Origin of the sequence: Microtetraspora sp. AC03309, from assembly GCF_020826795.1 — a bacterium.
GTDB classification, from domain to species: domain Bacteria; phylum Actinomycetota; class Actinomycetes; order Streptosporangiales; family Streptosporangiaceae; genus Microtetraspora; species Microtetraspora glauca.
Map to the genome: position 1 here is coordinate 145087 of NZ_JADDIL010000003.1, position 23456 is coordinate 168542.

Consider the following 23456-nt stretch of genomic DNA (forward strand, 5'->3'; position numbering starts at 1 on the left):
AGCTGTTCATGTAATTCGATCCCGGTGCGTAGTCACCGGGAAGCGCTCACTGTCCCGGGGTCGTCTCCGTGCGCCTGGACGCCGCCGCCTCGCGGGCGCGGCGCCACTGGACGAGGAGGCCGCGCGGGACGTCCTCGACCGTCAGCGCGTAGCAGATGTGGTCGCGCCAGGCGCCGTCGATGTGGAGCTGGCGCCGGCGGACGCCCTCCTCCCGGAAGCCGAGCTTTTCGACCACCCTGCGGCTCGCGTGGTTCTCCGGGCGGATGTTCGCCTCCAGGCGGTGCAGTCCCGTGGTGAAGAAGCAGTGGTCGACGGCCATGGCCAGCGCGGTCGGGATGATGCCGCGCCCGGCGAGCGCGCCGTCCACCCAGTAACCGACCTGGGCGGACCGGGCGGAACCCCAGACGACGGCGCCCACAGTGAGCTGCCCGGCGAACGCTCCCTGGTAGGTGACCACCCAGGGCAGGGCGAGCCCCTGTCGCGCCTCGCGCCGCAACGTGCCCACCATCGAGACGTACGGCCCGAGGCCGGTCCTGAACAGCGGTGTCTCGGGATTGCTCGGCTCCCAGGGCCGAAGCCAGTCGGCGTTGCGCAGCCGGGTCTCCCGCCAGGCACGGACGTCACGCAGCCGCAGGGGCCGGAGTCCGACGGGCCCCTCGGTCAGGGCCGCCGGCCAGCCGCGAAGTCGATCCACGCGTCAATCATCTCCCGGAAGTCCTCCGCCGCGCCACGCCGGTCCCCGAACCCCGTCATCTGCGGTGGTCACCGCCCCGGATCTGGTCGACGGCGTGCCCCAGGATCGGGGCGAGCACCGCCATCCCGTCACGTACGCCGCCCGAGGAGCCGGGCAGGTTGACGATCAGGGTGGATCCCGCCTGACCGGCCAGCCCGCGGGACAGGATCGAGGCGGGCACCTTCTCCCTGTTCACCTGGCGTACGGCCTCCGCGATGCCGGGGATCTCACGGTCGAGGACGCGGCGCGTCATCTCGGGCGTGAGATCCATGGGGGTGAGGCCCGTGCCGCCCGTCGTCACGATGACGTCGTAGCCGTCGCCGACCCCCTGCCGGAGGGCCGCCTCGACCGGCTCGCCGTCGGGGACGACCTTGGGGCCGTCCACGGTGTCGCAGCCGGTCTCCAGGAGCAGCCGCGCCAGCAACGGCCCCGAGGTGTCCTCGTAGATCCCGGCGGACGCGCGGTTCGACACCGTGATCACGAGCGCTCTCACGGACGGGTCCAGACACCGGTCTTGCCGCCGGTCTTCTCCTCGACGCGCACGCCCGTGATGACGGCCGCGGGATCGACGGCCTTGACCATGTCGATCAGGGCCAGGGCCGCGACCGTGACCGCGGTCAGCGCCTCCATCTCGACACCGGTGCGGTCGGCGGTCTTGACCCGGGCGGTGATCTCCACGCCCGTGTCGACGACGTCGAGCACGACCTCGACGCCCTGTACTGCGATCGGATGGCAGAGCGGGATGAGGTCGGGAGTGCGCTTGGCGCCCATGATCCCGGCGATCCTGGCCACGCCGAGGGCGTCGCCCTTGGGCACGTCACCGGCGCGGAGCGCAGCCACGGCGGGGGCGGCGAGCAGGACGCGTCCGGTGGCGGTCGCCGTACGGACGCTGACGTCCTTCGCTGAGACGTCCACCATGCGGGCGGCGCCGGTTTCGTCGATGTGCGTCAGTTCGTCGCTCACAGCGGGATCACCTCCACTTCGGCTCCCTCGGGGAGCTCGGTCACCTCTTCGGGCACGACGACGAGGGAGTTGGCTGACGCGAGCGCGGCGAGCTGGTGCGACCCCTGCCCGACGACCGGGGCCACCGTGTCCCCCGACAGCACGGCGCGCAGGTAGGACCGTTTCCCCGCGGGGGAGCGCAGGTAGGCCGTGGTGGTCGCTCTCACCGTCCGGGGCGGCCCTTCGGGGAGGCCGCGCATCTTGCGCAGCGCCGGTTCGACGAAGAGCACGAACGACACGAAGGACGAGACCGGATTGCCGGGCAGTGTGAAGATCGGCACGTCGTCGTCGCCGACCACTCCGAAGCCCTGGGGCATCCCCGGCTGCATGGCGACCTTCTCGAAGACGACCTTGCCGAGCGGGGCCAGGGCCTCCTTGACCGGTTCGTACGCGCCCATGGAGACGCCGCCACTGGTGATCACGGCGTCGGCCCGGACGAGCTGGGCCTCCAGCGTGCTCAGGAACCGTTGCGGGTCGTCCGTCACGGCTCCGGCGCGGAACACCTCTCCCCCGGCCTCCTGTACGGCGGCCGCGAGCATGAAGCTGTTGGACTCCCAGATCTGGCCGTGGCCCAGCGATGTGCCCGGCTCGGCCAGCTCGGCTCCGGTGGAGATCACGACGACCCGGGGCCGGGGCCGTACCAGCACGCGGCGGCGCCCGACCCCGGCCAGGATGCCGAGCTGGGCCGGCCCGATCACGCTGCCTTCGCGCAGCACGATCTCACCCGCGTGCACGTCCTCACCGGAGCGCCGGATGGCGTTGCCCGCGGGGGCCGGCCGGTGAACGGTGACCCGGACCGTGCCGCCGTCGGTCCACTCGACCGGGACGACGGCGTCGGCACCCGCGGGCACGGGCGCGCCGGTCATGATGCGCGTGACCATGCCCGGCCCCATCGCGCGCAGCTCGCTGTCCCCCGCCGCCACGTCCTCGATCACCGGGAGCACGACCGGCGCGCCGGCCACGTCCGCCGCGCGTACGGCATAGCCGTCCATGGCCGAGTTGTCGAAGGGGGGAAGCGCCACTGGCGATGCGACGTCCTCGGCGAGCACCGTGCCGTGCGCCCGCTCGAGGTCGACCTCAAGAGGGGCCAGCGGCTGCACGGTCGCGAGGATGTCGGTCAGGTGCCGATCAACCGATTTCATACTTCTAGGATCCCGCCTGATCGAGGAACTCCCTCAGCCAAGGGATGAACTCGGGCGCCAGGTCTTCGCGGCCGGCCGCGAACTGGACGACCGTGCGCAGGTAGTCGAGCTTGTTTCCGGTGTCGTAACGGCGGCCGCGGAACAGCACGCCGTGGACCGGGCCGCCCTCGCTCGTGCCGCGGGAGGCCAGCGTGCGCAGGGCGTCGGTGAGCTGGATCTCGCCGCCACGGCCGGGCGGAGTGTTCTCCAGGACCTCGAAGACGGCCGGGTCGATCACGTAACGGCCGATGACGGCCCAGTTGGACGGCGCCTCGTCGGCCGGCGGCTTCTCCACCAGGTCGGTCACGCGGACCACGTCGTCCTGGTCGGTCGCCTCGATGGCGGCCGCGCCGTACAGGGAGACCTGCTCGCGCGGCACCTCCATCAGGGCGATGACGCTGCCGCCATAGGTGGCGCGTACCTCGATCATGCGCTTGAGCAACGGGTCACGGGGGTCGATCAGGTCGTCGCCGAGCAGACAGGCGAACGGCTCGTCGCCGACGTGCTGCTTGGCGCACAGGACGGCGTGACCGAGGCCCTTGGGCTCACCCTGGCGTACGTAGTGCATGGTGGCGAGGTCGACGGGCTCCTGGACCTGCGAGAGGCGCTCCTCGTCGCCCTTGGCGCGCAGCGCGTCCTCGAGCTCATAGGCGACGTCGAAATGGTCCTCGATCGAACGTTTGTTACGGCCGGTCACCATCAGAACATCGAGCAGACCGGCGGAAACCGCCTCCTCGACGACATACTGAATGGCCGGCTTGTCGACGATGGGCAGCATCTCCTTGGGAGTCGCCTTGGTCGCGGGCAGGAATCGGGTACCGAGACCCGCCGCCGGTACAACGGCTTTCGTTACGTTCTCAAAGTCAGCCATGGTGGAACACTAATGGAGCAGGCTATGGACAAGATGAACCTGCGGCGTCGGATTCTTAACACACGGTCAGGACTCGATGAGAAGGTCCTGCGCGAGTCATCCGCCGCCATCCGGGAGCACCTCCTCGAGCAGCCCTGGGTACAGATGGCCGGGCTGGTCGCGTGTTACTGGTCGATCGGCTCGGAGCCGTCGACCCACGGCCTGGTCTTCGCGCTCTGGAAGCACGGGACGACGGTCATGCTCCCGGTGCTCCAGCCGGACCATGATCTCGACTGGGCGGTGTACGACGGTCCGGACTCCCTCACCCCCGGCCCTTACGGGATCATGGAGCCGGTGGACACGCGACGCGGCGTGGACGCGATCAGGACCGCCGCGCTGGTCATCGTCCCCGCGCTCGCGGTGGACGCCTCGACGGGGGTCCGGCTCGGGCGTGGCGGCGGGTCCTATGACCGCGCACTCGCCAGAGTGGGTCCCAACGTCCCCACGGTGGCACTGTTGCACGAAGGGGAGCTGATCGAGGACATTCCGACCGAGTCTCACGATCAGCGTGTCGCATTTGGGGCTTTACCGACCGGTATTATTCGATTGCGACAAATGTGATGAGACTGCCGTAGAGCTCGAAAGGGGGGCAGGTGGGGCTGAATGTATGGCTGCTCCTGTCCGCCATCATCGTCATCACGGCAATCGTCTCGGTCCGCATCGCCCACCGCACCGGCCTGCCCAGCCTCCTGATCTACCTCGGCCTCGGCCTACTGGTCGGAGAGTCGGGATTCGCGCACATCCACTTCGAGAACGCGGCGCTCGCCCAGCAGCTCGGTCTCGTCGCGCTCGCCGTGATCCTCGCCGAAGGCGGTCTGACGACCAACTGGCAGTCCGTACGGCGTGCCGTGCCCGCGGCTCTGGTCATGGCCACGGTCGGTGTCGCGGTCAGCATCATCGCGTTCGCGGTCGCCGTACAGGGCCTGCTCGACCTCGACTGGCGGATGTCGCTGCTGCTCGGAGCCGTGCTCGCCTCGACCGACGCGGCGGCCGTGTTCTCCGTGCTGCGACGGCTTCCGCTGCCTCCACGGCTCGCAGGCGTCCTGGAGGCGGAGTCGGGCTTCAACGACGCGCCGACCGTGATCGTCGTGACGATGCTGAGCCTGCCCACCGCGCCCATGCCGTCGACGTGGGACATCCTGGTCAACTCCACGTACGAGCTGGCCGTGGGCGCCGTGGTCGGGTTGGCGATCGGGCCCCTGGCGGCGTACCTGCTGCGCAGGGTCGCATTGCCCGCCTCAGGTCTCTATCCGATCGCCGTGATGGCCGTCGCGTTCCTCGCGTACACCGGGGCAGTGCAACTCCACGCGAGCGGCTTCCTCGCCGTCTACCTCGCGACGCTGATCATCGGAAACAGCCGGTTGCCGCACCGTTCGGCCACCCGGGGGTTCGCGGAGGGCGCCGCCTGGCTGGCGCAGATCGGCCTCTTCGTCATGCTCGGCATGCTCGCCAGCCCGTCGGAGCTCCCGAACGCGATCGTCCCTGGTCTGCTGGCCGGCGTGGTCCTCGTGCTGCTCGCCCGCCCACTCTCCGTCGCCGTCTGCGCGCTTCTCCTACGGCTCACGCGTATCGACCGGATCTCCTGGCGAGAACAGGTGTTCCTCTCCTGGGCCGGCCTGCGCGGCGCGGTTCCCATCGTCCTGGCCACGATCCCGTGGGCGGACGGCATGATGGGAGCCAAGGGCGTGTTCAACGAGGTCTTCATCATCGTGATCGTCTTCACGCTGGTGCAGGGCCCGACCCTGCCGTTCCTCGCTCGGCTGCTCGGGATCAGCGCCGAGGGAGAGGCCCGGGACCTCGACGTCGAGGCCGCGCCACTGGAGGAGCTGAAGGCGGACCTGCTGCAGGTGCGGATCCCTCCCGGGTCCCTCATGAACGGTGTGGAGATCTTCGAGCTGCGGCTCCCCGCGAACGCCGCGGTGACGATGATCGTGCGCGACGGGCGTTCCTTCGTCCCCTCGGAGACCACCAAGTTGCAGGCCGAGGACCAGTTGCTCGTGGTCACCACGGCCGCGCAGCGGCAGGTCGTCGAACAGCGCCTGCGCGCCGTGAGCCGCAAGGGCAAGCTGGCCGGCTGGTACGGCGAACGCGGCCTCACCTGAAGAAGCAGCCACGAGCGACGTGCGTGCGAGGCGCAGTGCGAGGCGACGCGCAGTCCGGCACGGCGTTCAGTGCGGAGGGTCGTTCACTGCGGGGGTTCACTGCGGGGGGCGTTCACGGCGGGGGTTCACGGCGGGGCGTGTTCACCGCGAGGCCGATATTCACGCGGGTCGACGCCGGCCACGGGGCGGGGCGAGCGTTCCGTGGCCCGTCTGCGGCGTCCCACTATGTGAACGGTACGCGTTCCGGAATGTGGCAGCGGCGCCTCTTGCAGAGCGACACCCCGATCACGCGCGAGGGACGGCGGGGCACGTGCGCTTGGGGCGCTCGGGCCTGTGGCACAGGCGTTCCGGCACGTCGGAAGGGTGCGCCGGCCGAGGGTACGCAATAAACAGGGCCTGAGTAGCGTTTATGCTTGTCGGCTGCGTACCATTAGCAGTCGCACCGGTCGAGTGCCAGTTTCAGGAGGAGCGCGTGCCCACCTACCAGTACGCCTGTACCGCTTGCGGTGAGCAGCTGGAGGCCGTCCAGAAGTTCTCTGACGCCCCGCTCACCGACTGTCCGCAATGCACCGGCAAGCTGCGCAAGGTGTTCTCCGCGGTCGGCATCGTGTTCAAGGGATCCGGTTTCTACCGCACCGACAACCGGTCCTCGAACTCGTCGAAGTCGACGAGCTCGACCTCGACGTCCGGCGACTCGGCGAAGACCGACTCCACTCCGGCTCCGGCGAAGACCGAGTCCACCAGCAGCAGCACCCCGGCGGCGAGTTCGACGACCGCGTCGTCCACCTCCGCGGCGTAGCCCCCGGCCCGGCTCGGCCGGGCCGCACCGGGCGCGGACGGAGGGGCCTGCCCAGGACCGGGCCGCCCAAGACCAGGCCGCCCAGGTCGACCGGCCCGCGCGAACCGCACCGCCCGAACCGGCCTCGGGCCGCGAGCGGACCGAGTCGATCGGGAACGGGTCGATCGGGAACGGGTCGATCGGGAACGCGCCCGAGCCAGGCCGCCTCAGATCGGACACGGAGCAGTCGCGCGGTCGGCGGCGAAAAGTTATCCACAGGGCCGAGATCCATCCCCTCGGGCTTTCGCTAGGGTCTGCCCATGGTCACTCGCGCAGACATCGGTGTCATCGGCGGTTCAGGGTTCTACTCGCTGCTCGACGACGCCGAAGAGGTCCAGGTCTCCACGCCGTACGGCCCGCCCAGCGACACGATCACGCTGGGCCGCATCGGCGGCCGCTCTGTGGCGTTCCTCCCCCGGCACGGGCGTGGTCACGAGCATCCGCCCCATCGCATTCCCTATCGCGCCAACATGTGGGCGCTGCGTTCACTCGGCGTCCGCCAGGTGCTCGCCCCATGCGCCGTCGGCTCTCTCCGCGTCGAGTACGGCCCGGGCACCCTGGTGATCCCCGACCAGCTCGTGGACCGGACGACGAGCCGGGAGCAGACCTACTACGACTCCGGCTGCGCCGTTCACGTCTCCTTCTCCGATCCCTACTGCCCCTCCGGGCGCGGTGTCGCGCTGAGCGCCGCCCGCGAGGAAGGGTGGCTCCCCGTCGACGGCGGCGCGCTCGTGGTGATCGAGGGTCCCCGCTTCTCCACCAGGGCCGAGTCGCAGTGGTACGCGGGAGCCGGCTGGTCGATCATCGGCATGACGGCGCTGCCCGAGGCCGTGCTCGCCCGCGAGCTGGCCCTCTGCTACACGCAGATCTCCCTGGTGACCGACCACGACGCCGGGGTGGTGGCGGGCGAGGGCGTCACCCACGAAGAGGTCCTGGCCGTCTTCGCCGCCAACGTCGAGCGGATGCGCTCCCTCATCGGGCGGGTCGTGGCCGCCCTTCCGTCCGAGCGCTCCTGCTCCTGCGGCAGCGTCCTCGACGGCATCCCGCTCCCGTTCGAGCTTCCTTGAGCGCATGCGCGCGCTGAGCCGTCCGCTCGCCCGTCACCGCCGCCTCATCGCCGCGCTCCTCGCCGCCACCGCGGTGGCGTGTGCGCTGCTGTCCGTGCGGCAGCCGTCCGGCGTCGCCGTTCTCGCCGCGGCTCGCGACCTGTCCGGCGGTCGCGTGTCCGCGCAGGACGTCACCGTCGTACGGCTGCCGCCGGACGCGGTTCCCGACGGCGCGTTCGATGAGAGAGCCTCGGTCGTCGGCAGGGTCCTGTCCGGTCCGGTGCGCCGGGGCGAACTGCTCACGGACGCCCGACTGCTCGGGCGGGGATTCCTGTCGACCCTGGGCTCCGGCCTGGTGGCGACCCCCGTGCGGCTCGCCGACGCGGACGCGGCCACTCTGCTCTCGCCGGGTGACGTGGTCGACGTCCTCGCCGCCTTCGGACAGGAAGCCGCTCCTCAGGCGGTCACCGTCGCCCGGCAGGTCACCGTCGTGACCAGACCGGCGGCAGGGGCCGTCGAGGGCGCGCTCCTTGTCCTCGCCACCACGAGTGAACAGGCGACCGCGCTGGCCCGCGCCCAGTCCGCCAGCCGTCTCTCCGTGACCATCCACCCGCACTAGCGCCCCTCATGGCGCCGGATCACGATTCGGCGCAGATCAGTTCGGCGCAGATCAGTTCGACAAAGATCACCGAGGGGCGGCCCATCAGGAGATGGGCCAAGGAGGGAACGCCTGCCGCACCTTTCGACAGTGCCCGCCTACGAAGTGGCTGCGGTGGGCGCGGGCTGTCGTGATCTTCTCGACACCGGACGCCAGGTCGTCAGCAGGGCCATGGCCAGCAACAACTCCGCGATGTCTCCGCCGTAATACATGATCTCGGCGGCCCCCCGCAGCCCCGTCACGGGCACCCGTGCGTCGACGAAGAGCCCGGCGTACATGAACTGGGCCAGCGTGGCATGTGACGTGATCGCCACCCCCAGCACGACAAGCCGTGTCTTGACGGACGGGCGTCGAGGCGCGGGATCCGGTCCCGCGATGACCCAAGCGAACAGATAGCCGGCCAGCAGAAAGTGGAGGTGCACGAGATGATGCGAGACCTGGCCTCCGGCGACCAGCCGATACACCGGGGTGAAATACACCGCGGCCATGCCACCTATGTTGAGCACCAGCACGAGCCACGGATTGACGACCACGTGCAGAACGCGACTGCGGAGAACCTTCGCGACATGGCGCCTGTGCCGCGGCGGAAGCGACCGCAGCAGCAAGGTCAGCGGTGCCCCCAGCACGAGAGCGGTCGGGACCAGCATGCCGATGAGCAGATGTTGCAGCATGTGCCCACGGAGATCAGTGTCGGCGAAGGTGCCGATGGGCGGGAGCACCGCCACCATGAGCAGTGCGCAACCGGTGGCGAAGCTCGCCGTACGCCACCGGCTCCATCCCCTCGGCTCATGCCGTACGCGTCCGGCGAGCACGAGATATCCGCCGAGCAGGAGAGCGACCGCCACCGCCTGCGGAGCCGACGCGATCACACCACCATGGCCCTCGTGAGCGACGAAGGTCATGCGGCCGAGCCGTCCGGCTCAGTGTGAAGGCGTACCGACCCGCGTTGCAGCAGCCACCCTCCGGCCACGAGCAACGCTCCCAGCACGAGGAACCCCACGTCCCACCAGGTCTGGTACGGCCCGCCGCGCACGTGGTGAATGCCGAGGATGTGATGGTCGATGACGCCTTCGACGAGGTTGAACAGCCCCCAGCCGACCAGGATCCAGCCCCACAGTCCACGCGAAGTCCAGACGCCGCTCCGGCGGTGGGACATCCGCGAGTACAGCATAGCCAGGCCCACCAGCACCGCCGTCCAGGTGAACACGTGGAAGAACCCGTCCCACAGGGTGTTCATCCGCAGCCCGGGAACGGTGTCCGCGGGGTAGTAGCGTACGCCGATGTTGTCGCTGTCGGTGCTGCTCAACATGTGGTGCCACTGCAACACCTGGTGAAGCATGATGCCGTCCACGAACCCACCGAGTCCCACACCGAGGATCACTCCCGGCAGGGCGATGTCCCCTGTCACGTCGGCCGGTCGGGCCGCTCTGATCCCCATCATGAGCCTCTCCTGCGGTCACACCGGCGTCTGTCCCAAGGAGTGCGCCGGCTCTCGGCCTGTTCGTCGTCCACTGCGCGGGGCATGTCGACCGGCGCGTCCAGCCGAAGGACCAAGGCGGCGGCCGGACGTCCACGGGATCGGGAAGGCACCCGGACAGGATCCGATGCTAAGCCGGGAAACCGCAGATCAGAGCGCAGGAAACGCCGTCATCCCCCGTGATCGACCGTCGGCGAATCGGTCGCGCACGATCCCGGTGGCGACCGCCGTACACGATCGGAGCCGGCCGTCCGCGGCACCGGCAGGACATGCCTCCGGCACGGAAGCCGGTGACGTGCCGGGACCCACCCCATTTCTGGGCCAGACGGCTCCATGTCAGCTGTAAAGGATCAGACGGCGCGGACTCTGGCCTGCGGGTGCGGGATCAGATGGACGGGCTCCTCAGAGGAGCGAACCCACCTTGGGGTCGTACTCCCAGTGCCACGGCTCGAACGGGCTGCTGTAGGCCCAGTCGGGGTGGATGAAGCCGTAGCGCTTCGAGTTGGCCTCAAGCCAGTTGAACTGCGCGGACCGGAAGATCTGCACACCCCCGCAGAGATCGACGGCCATGCCGAGACCGTGGTTGCTCTTGCCCGGGGTCGCCGCCAGCCCGGGACGCTGGTAGTAGACGGCCTGCTGTTCCGAGAGGCTGCGGTAACTGTCGGAGATGCAGATGGGCGTGCCGAATCGCTGCTTGTAGGCGACATTGAGATCGGCGAACGCGATCGCCGCGTCGGCACGCAGTTCCTCGCCCTTCTGGGGAAGCGGGCAGAGATAGCCCCTCGGCAACAGGCCGTTGGGGAACTGCGCCGCGAGGTCGACCCGCGTGGGGTCGCAGGCTCCCGTGCCACGGTTGTTGGCGTTGACCTTGACGCCCAGCTTGACCAGCGCCCGGGTGAGTGACTTGACGAGAGCGGCCGAGCGCGTGCGCAACGTGTCGATCTCGGCGTCCAGTTGGGCCTCCTGCAGGAGGTTCTCTGCACGTAGCTCCTGCGCCTCGGTGGCCAGCCGTTCTCGCTCCTGGAGGAGCTTCCCCGCGTCGGACACGACGTTGTTCTGTCCGGCGACCATGTGGTTCACGTCACTGAGCGCGCGGAGGGGGTGCGTGCCGTCACCGGTCGGGAAGAACGCGCCCATGCCGTTGGCCGTGGGGTCCTGGTAGACGTACTCGACGATTTCGGACAGGGGCCTGCGCACCTTGGCCAGCTGCTGATTGGCGGCCTGGAGCTGGGTCAGCTTGGTGGCGACCTGCTTCTGGAGGGCGTCGAACTGCTTCTGCCGTGCCTTCAGCGTTCGGTTGGCGTCCTCGATGCCCTTGAACGCTTTCTGGGCCTCACGCCGCAACTCGGTGAGGTTCGTCGGGGCCTTCAGCGGGACGGCGCTCAAGGCGTTGCGCGGCGCAGTGTCCCCGTGAGCGGCGCCGGCGGTGGCTCCACCGACGAGCGAAGTCATCACCATGACAACCGCGATCAGACCCGCCGATCGAGGACATGGCACGATCGACTCCTCCATTGCGAATTCATGACCTGGGCCAGGGACGCACGTTACTACAGCCGGATGAATGCCCGGGTCCGGGGCGTCAAGCGGTCAGGCCGGCCGGCGCGCACGCTCCTGACACGCCTCCCACAACCAGGTGTCCTGCCATTCCCGCGCGCACGAGAACGCCGGGGTCCCGGGCTCCGCCCGCCGCGCGGGCCGCTTGGGCCGAGATCTCGGTGACACTTTCCTTACCGGCCGCTCCGGCGACAGGAGGTGATGGGGCCGACGAATCAAGGGCCGCGGCACCATCCCCTGGTACAGCGGTACGAGCGCCTGGTAGAGCAGATCCGGACGGGCCCGGACGTGATCGTTCACCTTCGGCGGCGCCTGCCGTGGTGCGGCCACCCCGAACGAGCCACGGATCGAGTCCCCGTATCCCGTGAGTTCGCCGATGAGCAGGCCAAGGGCGAGCAACGCCGGCGCGAGCAACGCCGCGACGAACATGTGTGCACCCCGAGGGAGTCTGCGTCGCCGTATGGTCACAATGCGTGACGGTAATCAGATAGGCTGCTGACGGGTCATCCGCTTGCCAGGGCTTTACCGCCCGTCAGGGCAGTGATGACCATGAAGTCGGCCGACTTATCCGCCCCAACGGCGCACGCGGTGCCAACCTTTCGCTAGGCTTACAGGGCATGTCTCGCCTCCGTAGCTCAGGGGATAGAGCACCGCTCTCCTAAAGCGGGTGCCGCAGGTTCGAATCCTGCCGGGGGCACGCACCAAATCTTCGGCGCAGGCACTTGCATTCAGCAGGTGCCTGTTTTCGTGCCCGGGAAGTTGCTCCGCCATGGCCGCGGCTTCCCCGATCGTGTCGCCATCGAGGTGATCCGGATCAGCGCCGTGCCGACACCCGCGTCGTAGCGGATCTCCAGCTGGAAGGCGGAGAGCAGCTCTCGTTGGAGTGCTTCGGGCAAATCCGCGAGCCGCGCCTGGAGCATCGGAATCTTGTGGAGCACGTCCACCTGCTGGTCGCGGCCGGGCCGGTTCACTTCGAGGTCGGCCAACTCCTGCGCCTTGGTCGAGCGCTTCAGAGATCTTGCCGTTGGCCCGCGCCTGCTGCCCTTCGATGCACTTGGCGTAAACCCGCAGCAGCACGTCAACGCTGTGGCTGGCACGCTCAGCCACCTCGGTAGCCGGGACTCCGGCGTTCAGCCACAGCGAGACGGCGGCATGCCGCAGGTCGTACGGCCGCGCCGCCAGCGGTGAGACCGCCTGCTCCACCGTGAAGGCCACCCGGCGGGCCTGCTGCCAGACGCCCGCCGGCCGACGCGGCCAAGGCGCACGCCGCCGCGGCGACCGGCGACACCGGTGGCAAGATCGTCTTCACTTTCGCCTGACGAATGGCCGACCGAGAGGCCGGGCCTTTCGATGTCCTGGTGCCCCGGACTTGTGCCTGCATAAGCCTGCGCCGTCGCAAACCGGCTCTTCGACTTTGAGGGGGGTGCTCGCCCTCATGCTGCTGGTTTGATCACGTTGTGTGTGCACGCCAACCGTACGCGGCGGCGCTGGTTATCGAGGTTGCGGAAGCCGAACGCCACACGGGCGGCGTCCTTGATCAGCCGGTTCGTTCCTTCGGTACGGGCGTTGGTGACGCCCGTGGTGATGAACGCGAGCGTCTCATTCCACCACTCGCAGATAGTCTCAGCGAGCCTGGCCAACTCGGGAATGTCGGCGTTCGCGCACCAGGAGTAGAACCGGAACAGCCGGTGGGAGATCACCGAGCGCGGAGCCTGCTGACGCGCGCAGGCCAGTAGCGAGCGGAGCTCTTCCTTGGCGATCCAGGCAGTGAGGATCTGCCCGGTCGGCTCATGGTCGATCAGGTCGTTCCACATCCGCACGAAACTACGATCCGACAGGCGTTCGATATGCACTAGCCGTCCCGATCCGATCCCTGGTTCGGCGACGCGTTCCACCTTGACGACCGTGATTTCCGGCATGCCGAACAGGATCGAAGTACTGTCGTCCACAGCCCGTGGCCCCCATCCACTGAAACTGTCGTGATCAACAGCCAGTGTTGTGGGGTCACGGGCTTCTGCTTGTCAGGCCACGCCCACGCATTTCCCCGTCAAGATCGAAGAGCCGGCAAACCAAGGTACAGCTCCCCGGTCCTGAGCTGGTCAGCCCTTCAGATGGCTGACCACGTACGGCAGAACGGGACTGTTCCATTCCGACGTTAGAACCTGGCCGATGACTACCGGTGCGCCGCCTGGCGCCTTGCTGCCCAGAACATCTACCGTGCGGCCGTCGCGGGTGGTGCCTGTCACCTGGCTCCATGGCACCGGCTTGCTGAATAGGCCGCCTTTCTTCACGCCCTCAAGGCTCAGCACGACCCTGGCGCCGGCGGGTCCAATCGGCACCGTCTGACCGGCCCGCACGGCGGCCACGACCTCGTCCACCAATCGGGGGACCGCGATGGCTTCGATGCGCTCGACAAGCTGGAGCCACCACGTGCGGTACTGGTCGATGTTCTCGTCTCGATGGTTGGTGGTCAAAAAGAATATGCGGGTGCGCTTGTCCTGTTTTAGTTGGATCTTGAAGTCGGTTCCCTGGTAAGCACCGTTGAGGTGATTCCGTACGACCTGGTAGGCCACCGCTTTGACGGCCGTGAGGTCGTAGGTGTCCTTGCCATCGATGGTCATCGTGTTCCCGGAAGCTACCAGTGTGTGTCCCCCGTAGCCCTGCACCTGCAAGTAATCGCTCACGCCCGCTACCTCTTGCGTTGGTTGTCCATCGTCCCAGCCGTACGGTTCAGAATGGCCTTGTCAGCCACGGCTGATCAAGAGTCAGTGGGAGTGGTTGAGTTCGGCTTGCAGGACGCTTGCGTTCGACCATCCGACAGCGCAAAACCGGCGTCGCCACCAATCGTTGTACAGCTGCGACGAGGGCCGCCTGATTTGCGCGGAGATATGCGATATCCCGGGACTACATCTGTAGTTCGTTACCCAATTGCCTGCGTGACTGCGGGGTGATGGGTGATGGTCTGCGAGTGACCTTATGCCTCACCCACGATCTCGTCGTGTCCTGGGGTGCCGAACTCGCAGCGTTGACCGCGCGGATTGCCGATCCGCTGTTCAGGCGGCCCGAACCGAACGCGACGTTCACAACGAATGATCGTCAGTGTGTGACCTTCGCCGTGTCAGCGTCGGTGACCGCTGAGGATCTGCAGACCTGGCTGGCGGGGTTCGATGAGTCGTCGTTCGGGCCACCAAGCTCAGCAATCCCGACCACGTCATCCCGCGCGTTAACCCCGACGTCGACACCGACCCGCTGCGCGTCGTCCTGCCCCCGTCTTCTGGAACGTCATCCACCTCGCCCGGTGAGCGGGGACGGCCGGACACCAGGATTCAGCCGTCGTTGAGAGGGCCCTTGGTTCAACCCCCGCGTGTGCGGGGCGGACTAGAAGGCCCAGACGTAGTCGGCGGCGGCCAGGCGTTGGTTCTTCACCTTGCGGTGGTGGACGACCAGGCTCTTGCCGGAGGCGCGGATGATCGGTGCCGATCCGGCGTAGGCCTTGAGCGCGCGGGCGTCGGCGAAGCGGGTGCGGTCGTCGCCGATCTCGGCGAGCACACGGGCGCCAGTGAGGTCGGCCAGGCCCGGGAAGCTGGTGATGATGGCGGCGTCCGGGTGCTGGGTGAAGACCTCGCTGGCGGCCTCGGCGAGCTCGTCAGCGGCGCGGCTAGCCGCGTCCAGTTGCAGCAGGAGGGCCTGAGCCTGGCAGCCGAGGGCTTCCTCGGCGAGCGGAAGCTGGCGAAGCTGCTGTTCGCGAAAGTGTGCCTGGAGCTTGTCGGCCCACGCCTCGATGTTGCGCTGTCGGCCGGAGGCGCGCAGGAGCGCCTGCAGGTGGCGGCTGGTGAGCTTGGTGGCTGCGGCCGGTGTGGGAGCAACCTGCAAGACGGCGCGGGCTTCCCGGGAGGTCAGGCCGATGTTCTTGACCTGGAAGGCCTTCAGCGCGGCCGGGAAGTACTCGCGCAGCAGGGAGCGCAGCTGGTTGGCCAGCTGCTGGCGGCTCCAGACAGCGTCCTGCTGAGCCCGCGCCAGCACGGCGATCGCCTGCACCAGCTCGGAGTCGTCAGGCAGCGGCCGGTGGTGGTCGGCGTCGACACGCAGGATGTTGGCCAGGGTGAAGGCGTCGGCGTGGTCGGACTTCGACCGGGCGACGGTGTGGCGTTCGCGGTAGCGGGCGACGGCCAGCGGGTTGATCGCGTAGACCTTGCGGCCGGTGGCGCGCAGGCACGACACGAGCAGGCCGCGGCTGGTCTCGATCGCGACGGGGATCGGGGTTTCGGGGCGGTCGCCGTGCTCGGCAAGCAGCTCGATCAGTGCTCGCCAGCCGTCGACGTCGTCGCTAGCGGCGCTTGGCGACCAGCTTGCCGGTCTCGTCGACCAGGGCGACGTCATGATGCTTTTCCGCCCAGTCGATCCCGCATGTGACCGTCGTCAACATCTCTCCTTCATAGTGTTTGCCCTGGTGAGCCATGCAGGAGAACACCGCGCCCCAATGAGAGAGCTCGACGGCTCGACATCCGATCAGCAGTTCGTGGCCCCAGCTGGCCACAGGCCCGCGCACTGCGTGAGGGCTCGGCGGCCCCGGTATGAGTGGGCGGTGGCTCCTGTGACTGGCTCACGGCAGATCTTGGTGGAACCGGGTCCAGGCGGGTGATGGTGGGGCGGAGCCGAGCCGCACGGCCTTAGCAGAGGACTCCAGGTCCGGTATCTCCACAGGCGTTCACTCGGCTCCGGCCCACCACCACCCGCCCGATGCCCCACCCTGCTGCGTACGGCCTGCGTTCGGGAGTCAGCGCCCCTGTTCGAATCGAGACATCAGCAGAGTGAGTGGGCCTGCCCTCAGGCGTCTGCTGAGGGGGCTTGGGAAGTCATTAGGTTCGAATCCTGCCGGGGGCACTTCTTTGATCTTGCCATTCACCGTCCGGCCTGCGCTTGTCGACAAGATCAGACCGCGAGGCAGAGGCAGCGGAAAGCAGCGCCAGGCAGCCGTAGGCCAATGATCGCGAACCGTACGCGAACCATTCATGACGACGTCGCCGCACTTCGCAGGCAGGTGCTCGCCGCGTCATCACCGGGCGCTCCCATCAGATGTACGGCCAAGACGATCACTTCTAGAGTGGCGCCGTGCAACGTCTTGTGCTTTTCGACCTTGATGGGACGCTCATCGACTTGGATGCCGCGTTCGCGTTGTGGGCCGAAGAGTTCGCCGAGGAACACCGGCTTGGCCGCAAAGGCGTTGATCACCTGATCAAGCTGAACCGCGACGGCCTCCCCCACCGTGAGCTGTTCTTCGCCAAAGTGCGCGAGAGGTTCAAGCTGTCCACCCCCGCGGCGAGCCTGTGGGCCGCCTATCGCCGGCGGATGCCGCGTCTCGTCAAGTGTCGCGCCGAGGTGACGACCGGCCTGTCTGAGCTTCGCGCTGCCGGATGGCGAGTGGGGATCATCACGAACGGCACGCCGGACAACCAGATCGCCAAACTCCAACGGACCGGACTCGCGGACGCGGTCGACGGCTATGCGGTGTCAGGCGTCGAGGGCATCCGCAAACCCGACGTCGGGCTGTTCGACATCGCCGCGCAGCGGTGCGGGATGAGGCTGGCCGAAGGAGGATGGATGGTGGGTGACACCCTCGCCGCCGACGTCGAAGGAGGCCGTAGGGCGGGTTTGCGTACTGTGTGGATCGGTCACACGGTTCGGCCCGGCGAGGAGCACCCGGCCGACCACGCGGTATCCGACGTCATGCAGGCCATCGCGCTGCTCCACGAATATGGCAGTAGATCGTAGGCGCGGGTGTCGACCGCCTCATCGGTGGCGGCTCACCCGCAGGCGCCGGGAGACCACGGTCAGGGCTACGGCGCCGACAACGCAGGCGATGGCCGCCAGCAGCGGCGGCATCCCTGAACCGCCGAAGCCCGTACGGAAATCCGGCTGGCTACCCGCGCTGATGTCGGCCGGGGTGAATGGCCGAGGGCGGTACTCCACGAAGAGCACCAGATTGACCACAGCCAGGACGCCGAGGAGCGTGGCGCCCGCCATCCCCACCGGCCACCACTGCCAGGAGGTGCCGGCCGCGACCAGGACGAGCAACGGCAGACCGCCCGCCAGGAAGACATCCAAGGGGAACAGGAATCGCGCGTCGGCACCGATGAAGCGCCAGGCGAAGGAAACGATCGGCAGGTAATCGATGCCGCCGCTCTCGGTCATCACCATCAACACGAACGGCACCCCCGAGGCGAGCACCGCAAGGATCATCCACGGCCACGCCCGGCGACCGACCCGCTTCCGCCCTACCTCCTCGATCACCAGCGAATCGTACGGGACCCCGGCTTGGTAAAAAGGACTTCCGGGGCATCGTGACAGGCGAAAAGCCCCGGCGGTAGCCAGGTCTCCTGCTCTTCGCGGGCGCTACCCCAGCTGGTCGCGGCGGCGTGTCAGATAGGCGATCTCGGCGGTGTTGCCGGCCAGCTCGATGGCCTTGTCGTACGCCGCACGCGACTTCTGACTGCGGCCCAGCCGGCGCAACAGGTCGGCGCGGGTCGCATGGTAGGCGTGATAGCCGGTCAACGTGTCCTCAAGACGGTCGATGGCCGCCAGTGCCACCTCCGGGCCGTCAAGCTCAGCCAACGCGACGGCCCGGTTGAGCGCGGTGATCGGCGAGGCGTCGAGGCGGACGAGTTGGTCGTAGAGGGCGACGACCTGCGACCAGTCGGTGCTCCGGACGTCGCGGGCGGAGGTGTGCACGGCGCTGATCGCTGCGAGGATCTGGTAGCGACCCGGAGCCACCCCGGCGGCGGCAGCAGCTAGGCGCTCGCGCACCAGCCGGTGACCCTCGGCGATCAGCGCCGCGTCCCAGGTCCCACGGTCCTGCTCGTCGAGGGCGACCAGCTCTCCGCTCGCCGAAACCCGGGCGGTGCGGCGAGCCTCGGTGAGGAGCATCAGCGCCAGCAGCCCGGCCACCTCACCGTTCTCCGGCATGCGGGCACGGATCAGGCGAGTGAGCCGGATCGCCTCGGCGGTCAGGTCGTGACGTACGGGATCGGTGCCGGGGCCGGTCGCCAGGTAGCCCTCGTTGAAGACGAGGAAGAGGACAGCGAGTACGCCGGACACGCGTGCCGGGAGATCCTCCGCGGACGGCACCCGATAAGGGATACGAGCCGCCTTGATCTTGGCCTTCGCGCGGGTGATCCGCCGCTCCATGGCGGTCTCCCGCACCAGGAAGGCCCGGGCGATCTCGGGCACGGTCAGACCGGCGACCATGCGCAGCGTCAGCGCCACGCGGGTCTCTATCGCGAGCGCCGGATGACAGCAGGTGAAGATCAGCCGGAGCCGCTCGTCTTCGATGGCGCCGACAGGCTCGGGCGGGTCGGCGTCGTACAACAGGTGAGCCCCCATCTGCTTGTCACCGCGCTTGTTCTCGCGCCGGATCCGGTCGATGGCCTTGCGGTTGGCGGTGGTGGTCAGCCAGGCGCCGGGGTTGGGGGGTACGCCGTCGGCCGGCCACCGCTCGACGGCGGCCGCGAACGCCTCGGCCGCTGCCTCCTCGGCGATGTCGAGGTCACCGAAACGCCTGGTCAGGGAGGCGACCACCCGGGCCCACTCCTCGTGGTGTGCCTGGGTGATCGCCCCTCGGACGTCGACCACGCTCACAGGAACGGCCGCACCTCAACCTTCCGATTGCAGTGCTTCGACCCCTCGGCGGCGAGCTTGAGCGCCACGTCGAGGTCGGCGGCCTCGATGATCCAGAAGCCGGCGAGATACTCCTTCGACTCCAGGAAGGGCCCGTCGGTGAACATCGCCTCCTCGCCTCGGTTGTCGATGACGGTGGCCGAGCTGGGCGCGGCGAGGCCACCCGCGAAGACCCAGTGACCCTCCGCCTCGAGCCGGTCGTTGAACGCGTCGATGGCCGCCATCTCGTCCGGCGTGGCAAGGCTGGCGGTGTCGACGATCACGGAAACCAGGTACTGCATCTCGGAACATCTCCTGTGGTTCGGGGCGCCCCTCGTGGGCGGGCCTCACACCCCTGCTACGAACACCTCTGCCCCGATCCGACACCCCTCCGGATTTCTTTCGAGGACCTTCTCGGATTCTCGCCAGGTTCCCTTCCACGCGGGTAGGTCGCTCAGGAGTGTGTCAACCTTCAGTTCATCGTTCGAGCGCACCGTCTTCGAGCTTTGACAGCAGGGTCAGTTCGTTGAGGTCGCGGTCAGCCGACCGGAACGGAACGGACGCGCCGACCGGTCGATGATCGACGATTTCTGCCGGCCGATGAACTACAGTCGTCCGCCGTGGCCGAATCCTCCCCCTATCTGACCGCGACGGCGGACGCCTACGACGCCGTCGCCGACCTCTACGCCGACCTCGCCCGAGACTCGCTCGACCGCCTGCCGCTGGATCGCGCGATACTCGCCGTGTTCGCCGAACTCGTACGGGCCGCCGGTCCCCGGCCCGTCGCCGAGGCCGGCTGCGGTCCCGGGCACATGACGGCACACCTGCGTAACCTCGGACTGGACGCCTTCGGCGTCGACCTGTCTCCCGCACTGATCGACATCGCCCGCAAAGACCATCCTGACCTGCGTTTCGAGGTCGGTTCGATGGGCGCCTTCGACGTGGCCGACGGCGAGTTGGGCGGTCTGCTCTCCTGGTACTCCGTCATCCACATCCCACCACCGGAGCTGCCGCCGTACCTTGCCGAGTTCCGCCGGGTGCTGGCCCCGGGTGGTTACCTCCTGCTCGGTTTCTTCGAATCCGAGGGCGGTCCGGTGCTGCAGTTCGACCATAAGGTCACGCCTGCCTACCGGTGGCCGATCGACGACTTGGCCGACCTGGCCCGCGAGGAAGAGTTCGTCGAGGTGGCGCGGATGTTGCGCGAACCTTTGGAGGATGAACGATTCCGCCGCGGCCACTTGCTGATGCGCTGCGGCCGTACTACAGCGGCAAACGCAAGCAGCATGGAATGAACGTGCACCTGCTGGCCGATCGTGCGCCATGAGCCGTGCAGACGAGCGCGGAGGCGAGGATGACGCGCATCAACGCGTTCCGACCTCCCTCTGAAGACGAAGGAGGTCACGTACCAGGTGCCGGCTGTCGGCCGTAACTCAGCGGTGGCGGTTCGCCCGCATGCGCTGGGCGCCCACCGACAGGGCTACGGCGGCGACGGTGCAAGCGATGGCTGCCAGCAGCGGTGGCACACCTGACGCGCCGACGCCCGTGTGGAACTCCGGCTGGCTACCCGCGCTGACGTCGGCCGGCGTGTATGGCCTGGCCTGGTACTCCAGGAAGAGCACCATGTTGACCACGGCCAGGATGCCGAGGAGCGCGGCGACGCCCCTCCCCATCGATCGCCACTCCCGGGCGGCGGCAGCCGCGGCCAGGACGAGCAGCGGCAGGCCACCCGCCACGAGGGCATCGACGGGGAACTGGATTCGCGCGTAGAAGCTGCTGAATCGCGCGGCGAAGAACACGATCGGCAGGTAGTCGATGCCGCCGCTCGCAGTCATGCCCATCAGCACGAACGGCACCGCAGAGGCGAGCACCGCCAGGACCACCCACGGCCACGCCCGGCGGCCGACCCGCTCTCGTCCGACCTTCTCGATCACCAGCGGATCGTACGGGACACCGCCTTGGTGGAAGGCGACGCTGAGGGCAGCTCGGCCGGTCGGGGGTCGGCCTCGTCGCGGACTGATGGCGGGTCAGAGCCAGTAGATCGCGAGAACGGTGAGGCCGAGGCTCAGCGCCACGAAGCGGAGCGTTCTGGGGTGCTGGGCGGCCTCCCTCCGCGAGGAGATCACCAGCAGGGCTCCCATGGCCGACGCCGCCAACAGGTGCAGGCCGTACCACCAGGGAACGGGCAGCTTTCCGAGGACCGTCCCGGACAGCAGGTCGTCGGCGGAACCGTAGCCGGCGAGCACGCCGAGCACGCCCAGGCCCAGCACCACGATCGCGTACCGGAACCGGCCGAGCAGCGCCCAGACGACGGTCCCCAGGACGAGCAAAACCGAGAGGCCGTGGTGCAGTCGCCGCAGGAGCAGGCCGCCGCGCGCCTCAAAGTTGATCTCCAGGATCGACTCGTAGGCGGCGCTCATCGGGACACCGTGCAGTGGTTCGTAACCGCCGTCGTAGGCGACCACCTCGCCGCTCGGCGTGTAGAAGAACGCCAGGAAGCCGCCGGTGAGCAGGGCGAGCACGAAACAGTAGAGCAACATCTCGCCCACCAACTGCCGCACCCGCTCCATTCGGCATATTTCACCACAACGGCATCGCGTACACGGGGTGATCCGATCCGAAGCCGGAGCGGCTTTTCAGAACGACCCTGTCGTCCGTCCTCGCCGTGCTGTTCCGGCGATGTGGGTTGCTGTTCGGGCGGTGTGGGGCCGGCTTTTCGAGCCGGCCCCCTCGGCTCAGGCGTCGGCCTTCGCCTCCGTGCCGGCCTCAGCTTCTCCGCCGGCCTCTACCTCTCCGCCGTCGGCGTCCGCCTCTGCGGCGGACTCCGCCGGGGCCGCGTCCGGATGCGCCGCGATGAACTGCTCGATGACCTCGTCGGCGACCTTCCCCCTGAGGGGGACATCCAGCCCTTGCTCTCGCGCCCATTCGCGAACGTCAGTGGCGGTGTAGCCCCGCAACCGGGGGGAGGTGTCGGCGACCTTCTTCGACCGCGACGCCTGCTTCACCTCGCGCGAGCTCTCCAGGACCTCTTCGATGAACTCGAGAGCGTCGCTCAGCCGCTTCTGGTTGGCGTCGGACAGGTCGATGGCGAAGGTCCGGTTCAGCAGCGGGAACTCCCGTCTCGCCACGTCATCGCCCTCGGAGTGGTCGAGGTCGTCAACCAGTATTACCTTCTGCGCCACGTGCAGCCCTTTCCCGGGTGGATCTCGTCTGTCTGGAACCGTGGCATCCTACTGGTGGTTGGCCGGACGATCATGTTATTGATCCGCCCTCGCGTCATGGCGCGGTGCCCCCTCCGAGCGCGAATCACCGGTAGGACCTGGCGGCGGAGCGGGCCGCGAGGGGCCGGGGACAGGTCGTTGATCCGGCGGTCAGCCGGAACCGGAATGTGGTCGGCGACTCCGGTGCCGGTGCCGGTGCCGGTGGAGACGCGAACGGGCATGATCATGCGTGCTCACGACGCCGACCATGCCCGCTCTCACGTCGTCCAGGCGACCAGCCTCGATCCGGCGTGAATCAGCTCTCGATCGCCTGCTTGAGGGCCGCCTGCGTCTGCTGGTGGGAGGCGACGCCGTTCGTGGCGACGAAATCGATCAGCGTGGCGTCCGCGTCGAAGGTGAGACGCTCCGTGACCCGGGTCTTCCCGCCGCTCAGACGGATGAAGACGATCTTCTGGTGCGTGACGACGTCGGGCAGCGACCAGGTGTCCGTCTCGTAGTAGAGGTCATCCTCGTGAAGGCGCTGCTGCGCGTGCGTCTTGCTGACGACGACCGTGCCCTCGTACGGGATCTCCTCGATCGCGGTGAGGTTGATGTAGCGCGTGTCGTCCCGGCACCAGTCCTTGTGCGTGACGACCCGCTTCAGGAACGGGTTCTTGCCGATGTGGTTGTTGATGTTCGAATACGCGGTGAAGACGCGCTTGGCGGGGGCGTCGATGTCGATGGAGATGCTGCGCGTGACCCTGCTGCGCCCCGAGCCCGGAGCGGGTGGCGTCGTGTCGTAGAACGTGTGGGTGTCCCACGCGGTCTGCCATTCGAGGGCGATCGCGGCATCGGTGTCGGTCGTCTCGGCACGGGCGGGGCCGGAGACGGCGGTGAGAACGAGGGTGGCGGCGAAGACCTGGACCGCGACCACTCGAAGGAGTTGCTTCACGTATACCTCGCGAAGAGACAGTAGGTGCGAATGATCTTCTATCGCATATACCGGTGATCCAGAAGAATCTGCGCCGAGGAGGCGAGCGCTGCCCCGCCTTGGGTGACGACCCGGGGAACACGCGTCCAGGGACGCCCACGGCGTCGTACCGGC

At 68.2% G+C, this 23456-nt stretch carries 25 protein-coding genes, 1 tRNA gene and 4 pseudogenes; 9 read left to right on the plus strand and 21 right to left on the minus strand.

Going from position 1 to position 23456, the window contains the following annotated elements; genetic code table 11:
- Positions 1-46: 46 nt before the first annotated feature.
- From IMZ11_RS02860 to galU, 5 genes are read right to left on the minus strand one after another with little or no spacing between them, the layout of a single operon-like run.
- A complete protein-coding gene (locus IMZ11_RS02860; protein ID WP_061253056.1) occupies positions 47-694 on the minus strand; it encodes a GNAT family N-acetyltransferase in 648 nt (215 codons plus the stop codon).
- 55 nt (positions 695-749) lie between these two features.
- A complete protein-coding gene (locus tag IMZ11_RS02865) occupies positions 750-1226 on the minus strand; it encodes a molybdenum cofactor biosynthesis protein B (RefSeq protein ID WP_228637339.1) in 477 nt (158 codons plus the stop codon).
- The gene (gene moaC, locus IMZ11_RS02870; protein WP_061253054.1) at positions 1223-1696 is read right to left on the minus strand and encodes a cyclic pyranopterin monophosphate synthase MoaC; all 474 of its coding nucleotides are present in this window, start codon (positions 1694-1696) and stop codon (positions 1223-1225) included. The genes IMZ11_RS02865 and moaC overlap by 4 nt, the downstream gene beginning before the upstream one ends.
- Positions 1693-2877, minus strand: a complete 1185-nt coding sequence (gene glp, locus IMZ11_RS02875; RefSeq protein ID WP_228637340.1) for a gephyrin-like molybdotransferase Glp — start codon at positions 2875-2877, stop codon at positions 1693-1695. The genes moaC and glp overlap by 4 nt, the downstream gene beginning before the upstream one ends.
- 4 nt (positions 2878-2881) lie before the next feature.
- Complete coding sequence (gene galU / locus IMZ11_RS02880; RefSeq protein WP_061253052.1) at positions 2882-3787, minus strand: UTP--glucose-1-phosphate uridylyltransferase GalU; 906 nt, start codon at positions 3785-3787, stop codon at positions 2882-2884.
- A 24-nt stretch (positions 3788-3811) separates the two neighbouring features.
- Here galU and IMZ11_RS02885 point away from each other — a divergent pair, with 24 nt between their 5' ends.
- The 3 genes and pseudogenes from IMZ11_RS02885 to IMZ11_RS46050 form a co-directional block, all read left to right on the plus strand.
- Positions 3812-4387, plus strand: coding sequence for a 5-formyltetrahydrofolate cyclo-ligase (locus tag IMZ11_RS02885; RefSeq protein WP_228637341.1), 576 nt, complete (start codon positions 3812-3814; stop codon positions 4385-4387).
- A gap of 32 nt (positions 4388-4419) precedes the next feature.
- Entirely contained in the window at positions 4420-5928 is a 1509-nt protein-coding gene (locus IMZ11_RS02890) for a potassium/proton antiporter (protein ID WP_228637342.1), read from the plus strand.
- 409 nt (positions 5929-6337) lie between these two features.
- Positions 6338-6493, plus strand: a pseudogene (locus IMZ11_RS46050) (FmdB family zinc ribbon protein); the annotation flags it as partial.
- Between the two features lie 62 nt (positions 6494-6555).
- Here the strand turns inward: IMZ11_RS46050 and IMZ11_RS46055 are convergent.
- The gene (locus tag IMZ11_RS46055) at positions 6556-6714 is read right to left on the minus strand and encodes a hypothetical protein (RefSeq protein WP_308066733.1); all 159 of its coding nucleotides are present in this window, start codon (positions 6712-6714) and stop codon (positions 6556-6558) included.
- Positions 6715-7026: 312 nt separating this feature from the next.
- Between IMZ11_RS46055 and IMZ11_RS02900 the strand changes: the two genes are divergently transcribed.
- A complete protein-coding gene (locus IMZ11_RS02900; RefSeq protein ID WP_228637344.1) occupies positions 7027-7833 on the plus strand; it encodes an S-methyl-5'-thioadenosine phosphorylase in 807 nt (268 codons plus the stop codon).
- Between the two features lie 4 nt (positions 7834-7837).
- Positions 7838-8431 carry an SAF domain-containing protein gene (locus IMZ11_RS02905; RefSeq protein ID WP_228637345.1) on the plus strand — a complete coding sequence of 198 codons (594 nt, stop codon included), beginning with the start codon at positions 7838-7840 and terminating at the stop codon, positions 8429-8431.
- Between the two features lie 137 nt (positions 8432-8568).
- Here the strand turns inward: IMZ11_RS02905 and IMZ11_RS02910 are convergent, their stop codons facing one another.
- The 4 genes from IMZ11_RS02910 to IMZ11_RS02925 form a co-directional block, all read right to left on the minus strand.
- Entirely contained in the window at positions 8569-9372 is an 804-nt protein-coding gene (locus IMZ11_RS02910) for a cytochrome c oxidase assembly protein (RefSeq protein WP_228637346.1), read from the minus strand.
- A complete protein-coding gene (locus IMZ11_RS02915; RefSeq protein WP_228637347.1) occupies positions 9369-9911 on the minus strand; it encodes a DUF2243 domain-containing protein in 543 nt (180 codons plus the stop codon). Before IMZ11_RS02915 ends, IMZ11_RS02910 begins: the two co-directional genes overlap by 4 nt.
- Before the next feature lie 438 nt (positions 9912-10349).
- Positions 10350-11399, minus strand: coding sequence for a D-alanyl-D-alanine carboxypeptidase family protein (locus IMZ11_RS02920; protein ID WP_228637348.1), 1050 nt, complete (start codon positions 11397-11399; stop codon positions 10350-10352).
- A 135-nt stretch (positions 11400-11534) separates the two neighbouring features.
- Positions 11535-11930 (minus strand): hypothetical protein, encoded by a 396-nt coding sequence (locus IMZ11_RS02925; protein WP_228637349.1) that lies wholly within the window; start codon positions 11928-11930, stop codon positions 11535-11537.
- A 195-nt stretch (positions 11931-12125) separates the two neighbouring features.
- Between IMZ11_RS02925 and IMZ11_RS02930 the strand changes: the two genes are divergently transcribed.
- Positions 12126-12198 (plus strand) — tRNA-Arg (locus IMZ11_RS02930).
- Positions 12199-12229: 31 nt separating this feature from the next.
- On the opposite strand, the gene IMZ11_RS02935 is transcribed toward IMZ11_RS02930, so the two are convergent.
- The 4 genes and pseudogenes from IMZ11_RS02935 to IMZ11_RS02950 all read right to left on the minus strand — a co-directional run.
- The gene (locus IMZ11_RS02935; RefSeq protein ID WP_228637350.1) at positions 12230-12487 is read right to left on the minus strand and encodes a hypothetical protein; all 258 of its coding nucleotides are present in this window, start codon (positions 12485-12487) and stop codon (positions 12230-12232) included.
- A gap of 447 nt (positions 12488-12934) precedes the next feature.
- Positions 12935-13420, minus strand: a complete 486-nt coding sequence (locus IMZ11_RS02940; RefSeq protein WP_228637351.1) for a transposase — start codon at positions 13418-13420, stop codon at positions 12935-12937.
- A 180-nt stretch (positions 13421-13600) separates the two neighbouring features.
- Positions 13601-14185 (minus strand): hypothetical protein, encoded by a 585-nt coding sequence (locus IMZ11_RS02945; protein WP_142624656.1) that lies wholly within the window; start codon positions 14183-14185, stop codon positions 13601-13603.
- Positions 14186-14882: 697 nt separating this feature from the next.
- Positions 14883-15927 (minus strand): annotated as a pseudogene (locus tag IMZ11_RS02950) (IS110 family transposase); the annotation flags it as partial.
- 698 nt (positions 15928-16625) lie between these two features.
- Here IMZ11_RS02950 and IMZ11_RS02955 point away from each other — a divergent pair.
- On the plus strand, positions 16626-17273 hold the full coding sequence (locus tag IMZ11_RS02955; RefSeq protein ID WP_228637352.1) for an HAD family hydrolase: 648 nt from the start codon (positions 16626-16628) through the stop codon (positions 17271-17273).
- Positions 17274-17291: 18 nt separating this feature from the next.
- Here the strand turns inward: IMZ11_RS02955 and IMZ11_RS02960 are convergent, their stop codons facing one another.
- The 3 genes from IMZ11_RS02960 to IMZ11_RS02970 form a co-directional block, all read right to left on the minus strand.
- A complete protein-coding gene (locus IMZ11_RS02960) occupies positions 17292-17741 on the minus strand; it encodes a hypothetical protein (RefSeq protein ID WP_228637353.1) in 450 nt (149 codons plus the stop codon).
- Positions 17742-17894: 153 nt separating this feature from the next.
- Positions 17895-19136 carry an RNA polymerase sigma factor gene (locus IMZ11_RS02965; protein WP_228637354.1) on the minus strand — a complete coding sequence of 414 codons (1242 nt, stop codon included), beginning with the start codon at positions 19134-19136 and terminating at the stop codon, positions 17895-17897.
- On the minus strand, positions 19133-19456 hold the full coding sequence (locus IMZ11_RS02970) for a YciI family protein (protein ID WP_228637355.1): 324 nt from the start codon (positions 19454-19456) through the stop codon (positions 19133-19135). Before IMZ11_RS02970 ends, IMZ11_RS02965 begins: the two co-directional genes overlap by 4 nt.
- Before the next feature lie 318 nt (positions 19457-19774).
- Here IMZ11_RS02970 and IMZ11_RS02975 point away from each other — a divergent pair.
- Together IMZ11_RS02975 and IMZ11_RS46610 are read left to right on the plus strand one after the other, a co-directional pair.
- A pseudogene (locus IMZ11_RS02975) lies at positions 19775-20410 on the plus strand (class I SAM-dependent methyltransferase); the annotation flags it as partial.
- Positions 20377-20466 (plus strand): annotated as a pseudogene (locus IMZ11_RS46610) (IS5/IS1182 family transposase); the annotation flags it as partial. The pseudogenes IMZ11_RS02975 and IMZ11_RS46610, both read left to right, overlap by 34 nt.
- A gap of 118 nt (positions 20467-20584) precedes the next feature.
- Here IMZ11_RS46610 and IMZ11_RS02980 read toward each other — a convergent pair.
- The 4 genes from IMZ11_RS02980 to IMZ11_RS02995 form a co-directional block, all read right to left on the minus strand.
- Positions 20585-21085, minus strand: coding sequence for a hypothetical protein (locus tag IMZ11_RS02980; RefSeq protein ID WP_228637357.1), 501 nt, complete (start codon positions 21083-21085; stop codon positions 20585-20587).
- A gap of 93 nt (positions 21086-21178) precedes the next feature.
- The gene (locus IMZ11_RS02985; protein ID WP_228637358.1) at positions 21179-21721 is read right to left on the minus strand and encodes a hypothetical protein; all 543 of its coding nucleotides are present in this window, start codon (positions 21719-21721) and stop codon (positions 21179-21181) included.
- Positions 21722-21886: 165 nt separating this feature from the next.
- Positions 21887-22333, minus strand: coding sequence for an Lsr2 family protein (locus tag IMZ11_RS02990; protein ID WP_228637359.1), 447 nt, complete (start codon positions 22331-22333; stop codon positions 21887-21889).
- Between the two features lie 334 nt (positions 22334-22667).
- On the minus strand, positions 22668-23303 hold the full coding sequence (locus IMZ11_RS02995) for a hypothetical protein (protein WP_228637360.1): 636 nt from the start codon (positions 23301-23303) through the stop codon (positions 22668-22670).
- Positions 23304-23456 lie beyond the last annotated feature (153 nt).

Bases quoted from the DNA above. Each gene is read 5' to 3' on its own strand.
- IMZ11_RS02915 (WP_228637347.1), bottom strand. From the start codon at position 9,911: ATGATGGGGATCAGAGCGGCCCGACCGGCCGACGTGACAGGGGACATC.
- glp (WP_228637340.1), bottom strand. From the start codon at position 2,877: ATGAAATCGGTTGATCGGCACCTGACCGACATCCTCGCGACCGTGCAG.
- IMZ11_RS02985 (WP_228637358.1), bottom strand. From the start codon at position 21,721: ATGGAGCGGGTGCGGCAGTTGGTGGGCGAGATGTTGCTCTACTGTTTC.
- IMZ11_RS02970 (WP_228637355.1), bottom strand. From the start codon at position 19,456: ATGCAGTACCTGGTTTCCGTGATCGTCGACACCGCCAGCCTTGCCACG.
- IMZ11_RS02940 (WP_228637351.1), bottom strand. From the start codon at position 13,420: ATGCCGGAAATCACGGTCGTCAAGGTGGAACGCGTCGCCGAACCAGGG.
- IMZ11_RS02920 (WP_228637348.1), bottom strand. From the start codon at position 11,399: ATGACTTCGCTCGTCGGTGGAGCCACCGCCGGCGCCGCTCACGGGGAC.
- IMZ11_RS02960 (WP_228637353.1), bottom strand. From the start codon at position 17,741: ATGATCCTTGCGGTGCTCGCCTCGGGGGTGCCGTTCGTGTTGATGGTG.
- IMZ11_RS02910 (WP_228637346.1), bottom strand. From the start codon at position 9,372: ATGACCTTCGTCGCTCACGAGGGCCATGGTGGTGTGATCGCGTCGGCT.
- IMZ11_RS02885 (WP_228637341.1), top strand. From the start codon at position 3,812: ATGGACAAGATGAACCTGCGGCGTCGGATTCTTAACACACGGTCAGGA.
- IMZ11_RS02905 (WP_228637345.1), top strand. From the start codon at position 7,838: ATGCGCGCGCTGAGCCGTCCGCTCGCCCGTCACCGCCGCCTCATCGCC.
- IMZ11_RS02925 (WP_228637349.1), bottom strand. From the start codon at position 11,930: ATGTTCGTCGCGGCGTTGCTCGCGCCGGCGTTGCTCGCCCTTGGCCTG.
- IMZ11_RS02900 (WP_228637344.1), top strand. From the start codon at position 7,027: ATGGTCACTCGCGCAGACATCGGTGTCATCGGCGGTTCAGGGTTCTAC.
- galU (WP_061253052.1), bottom strand. From the start codon at position 3,787: ATGGCTGACTTTGAGAACGTAACGAAAGCCGTTGTACCGGCGGCGGGT.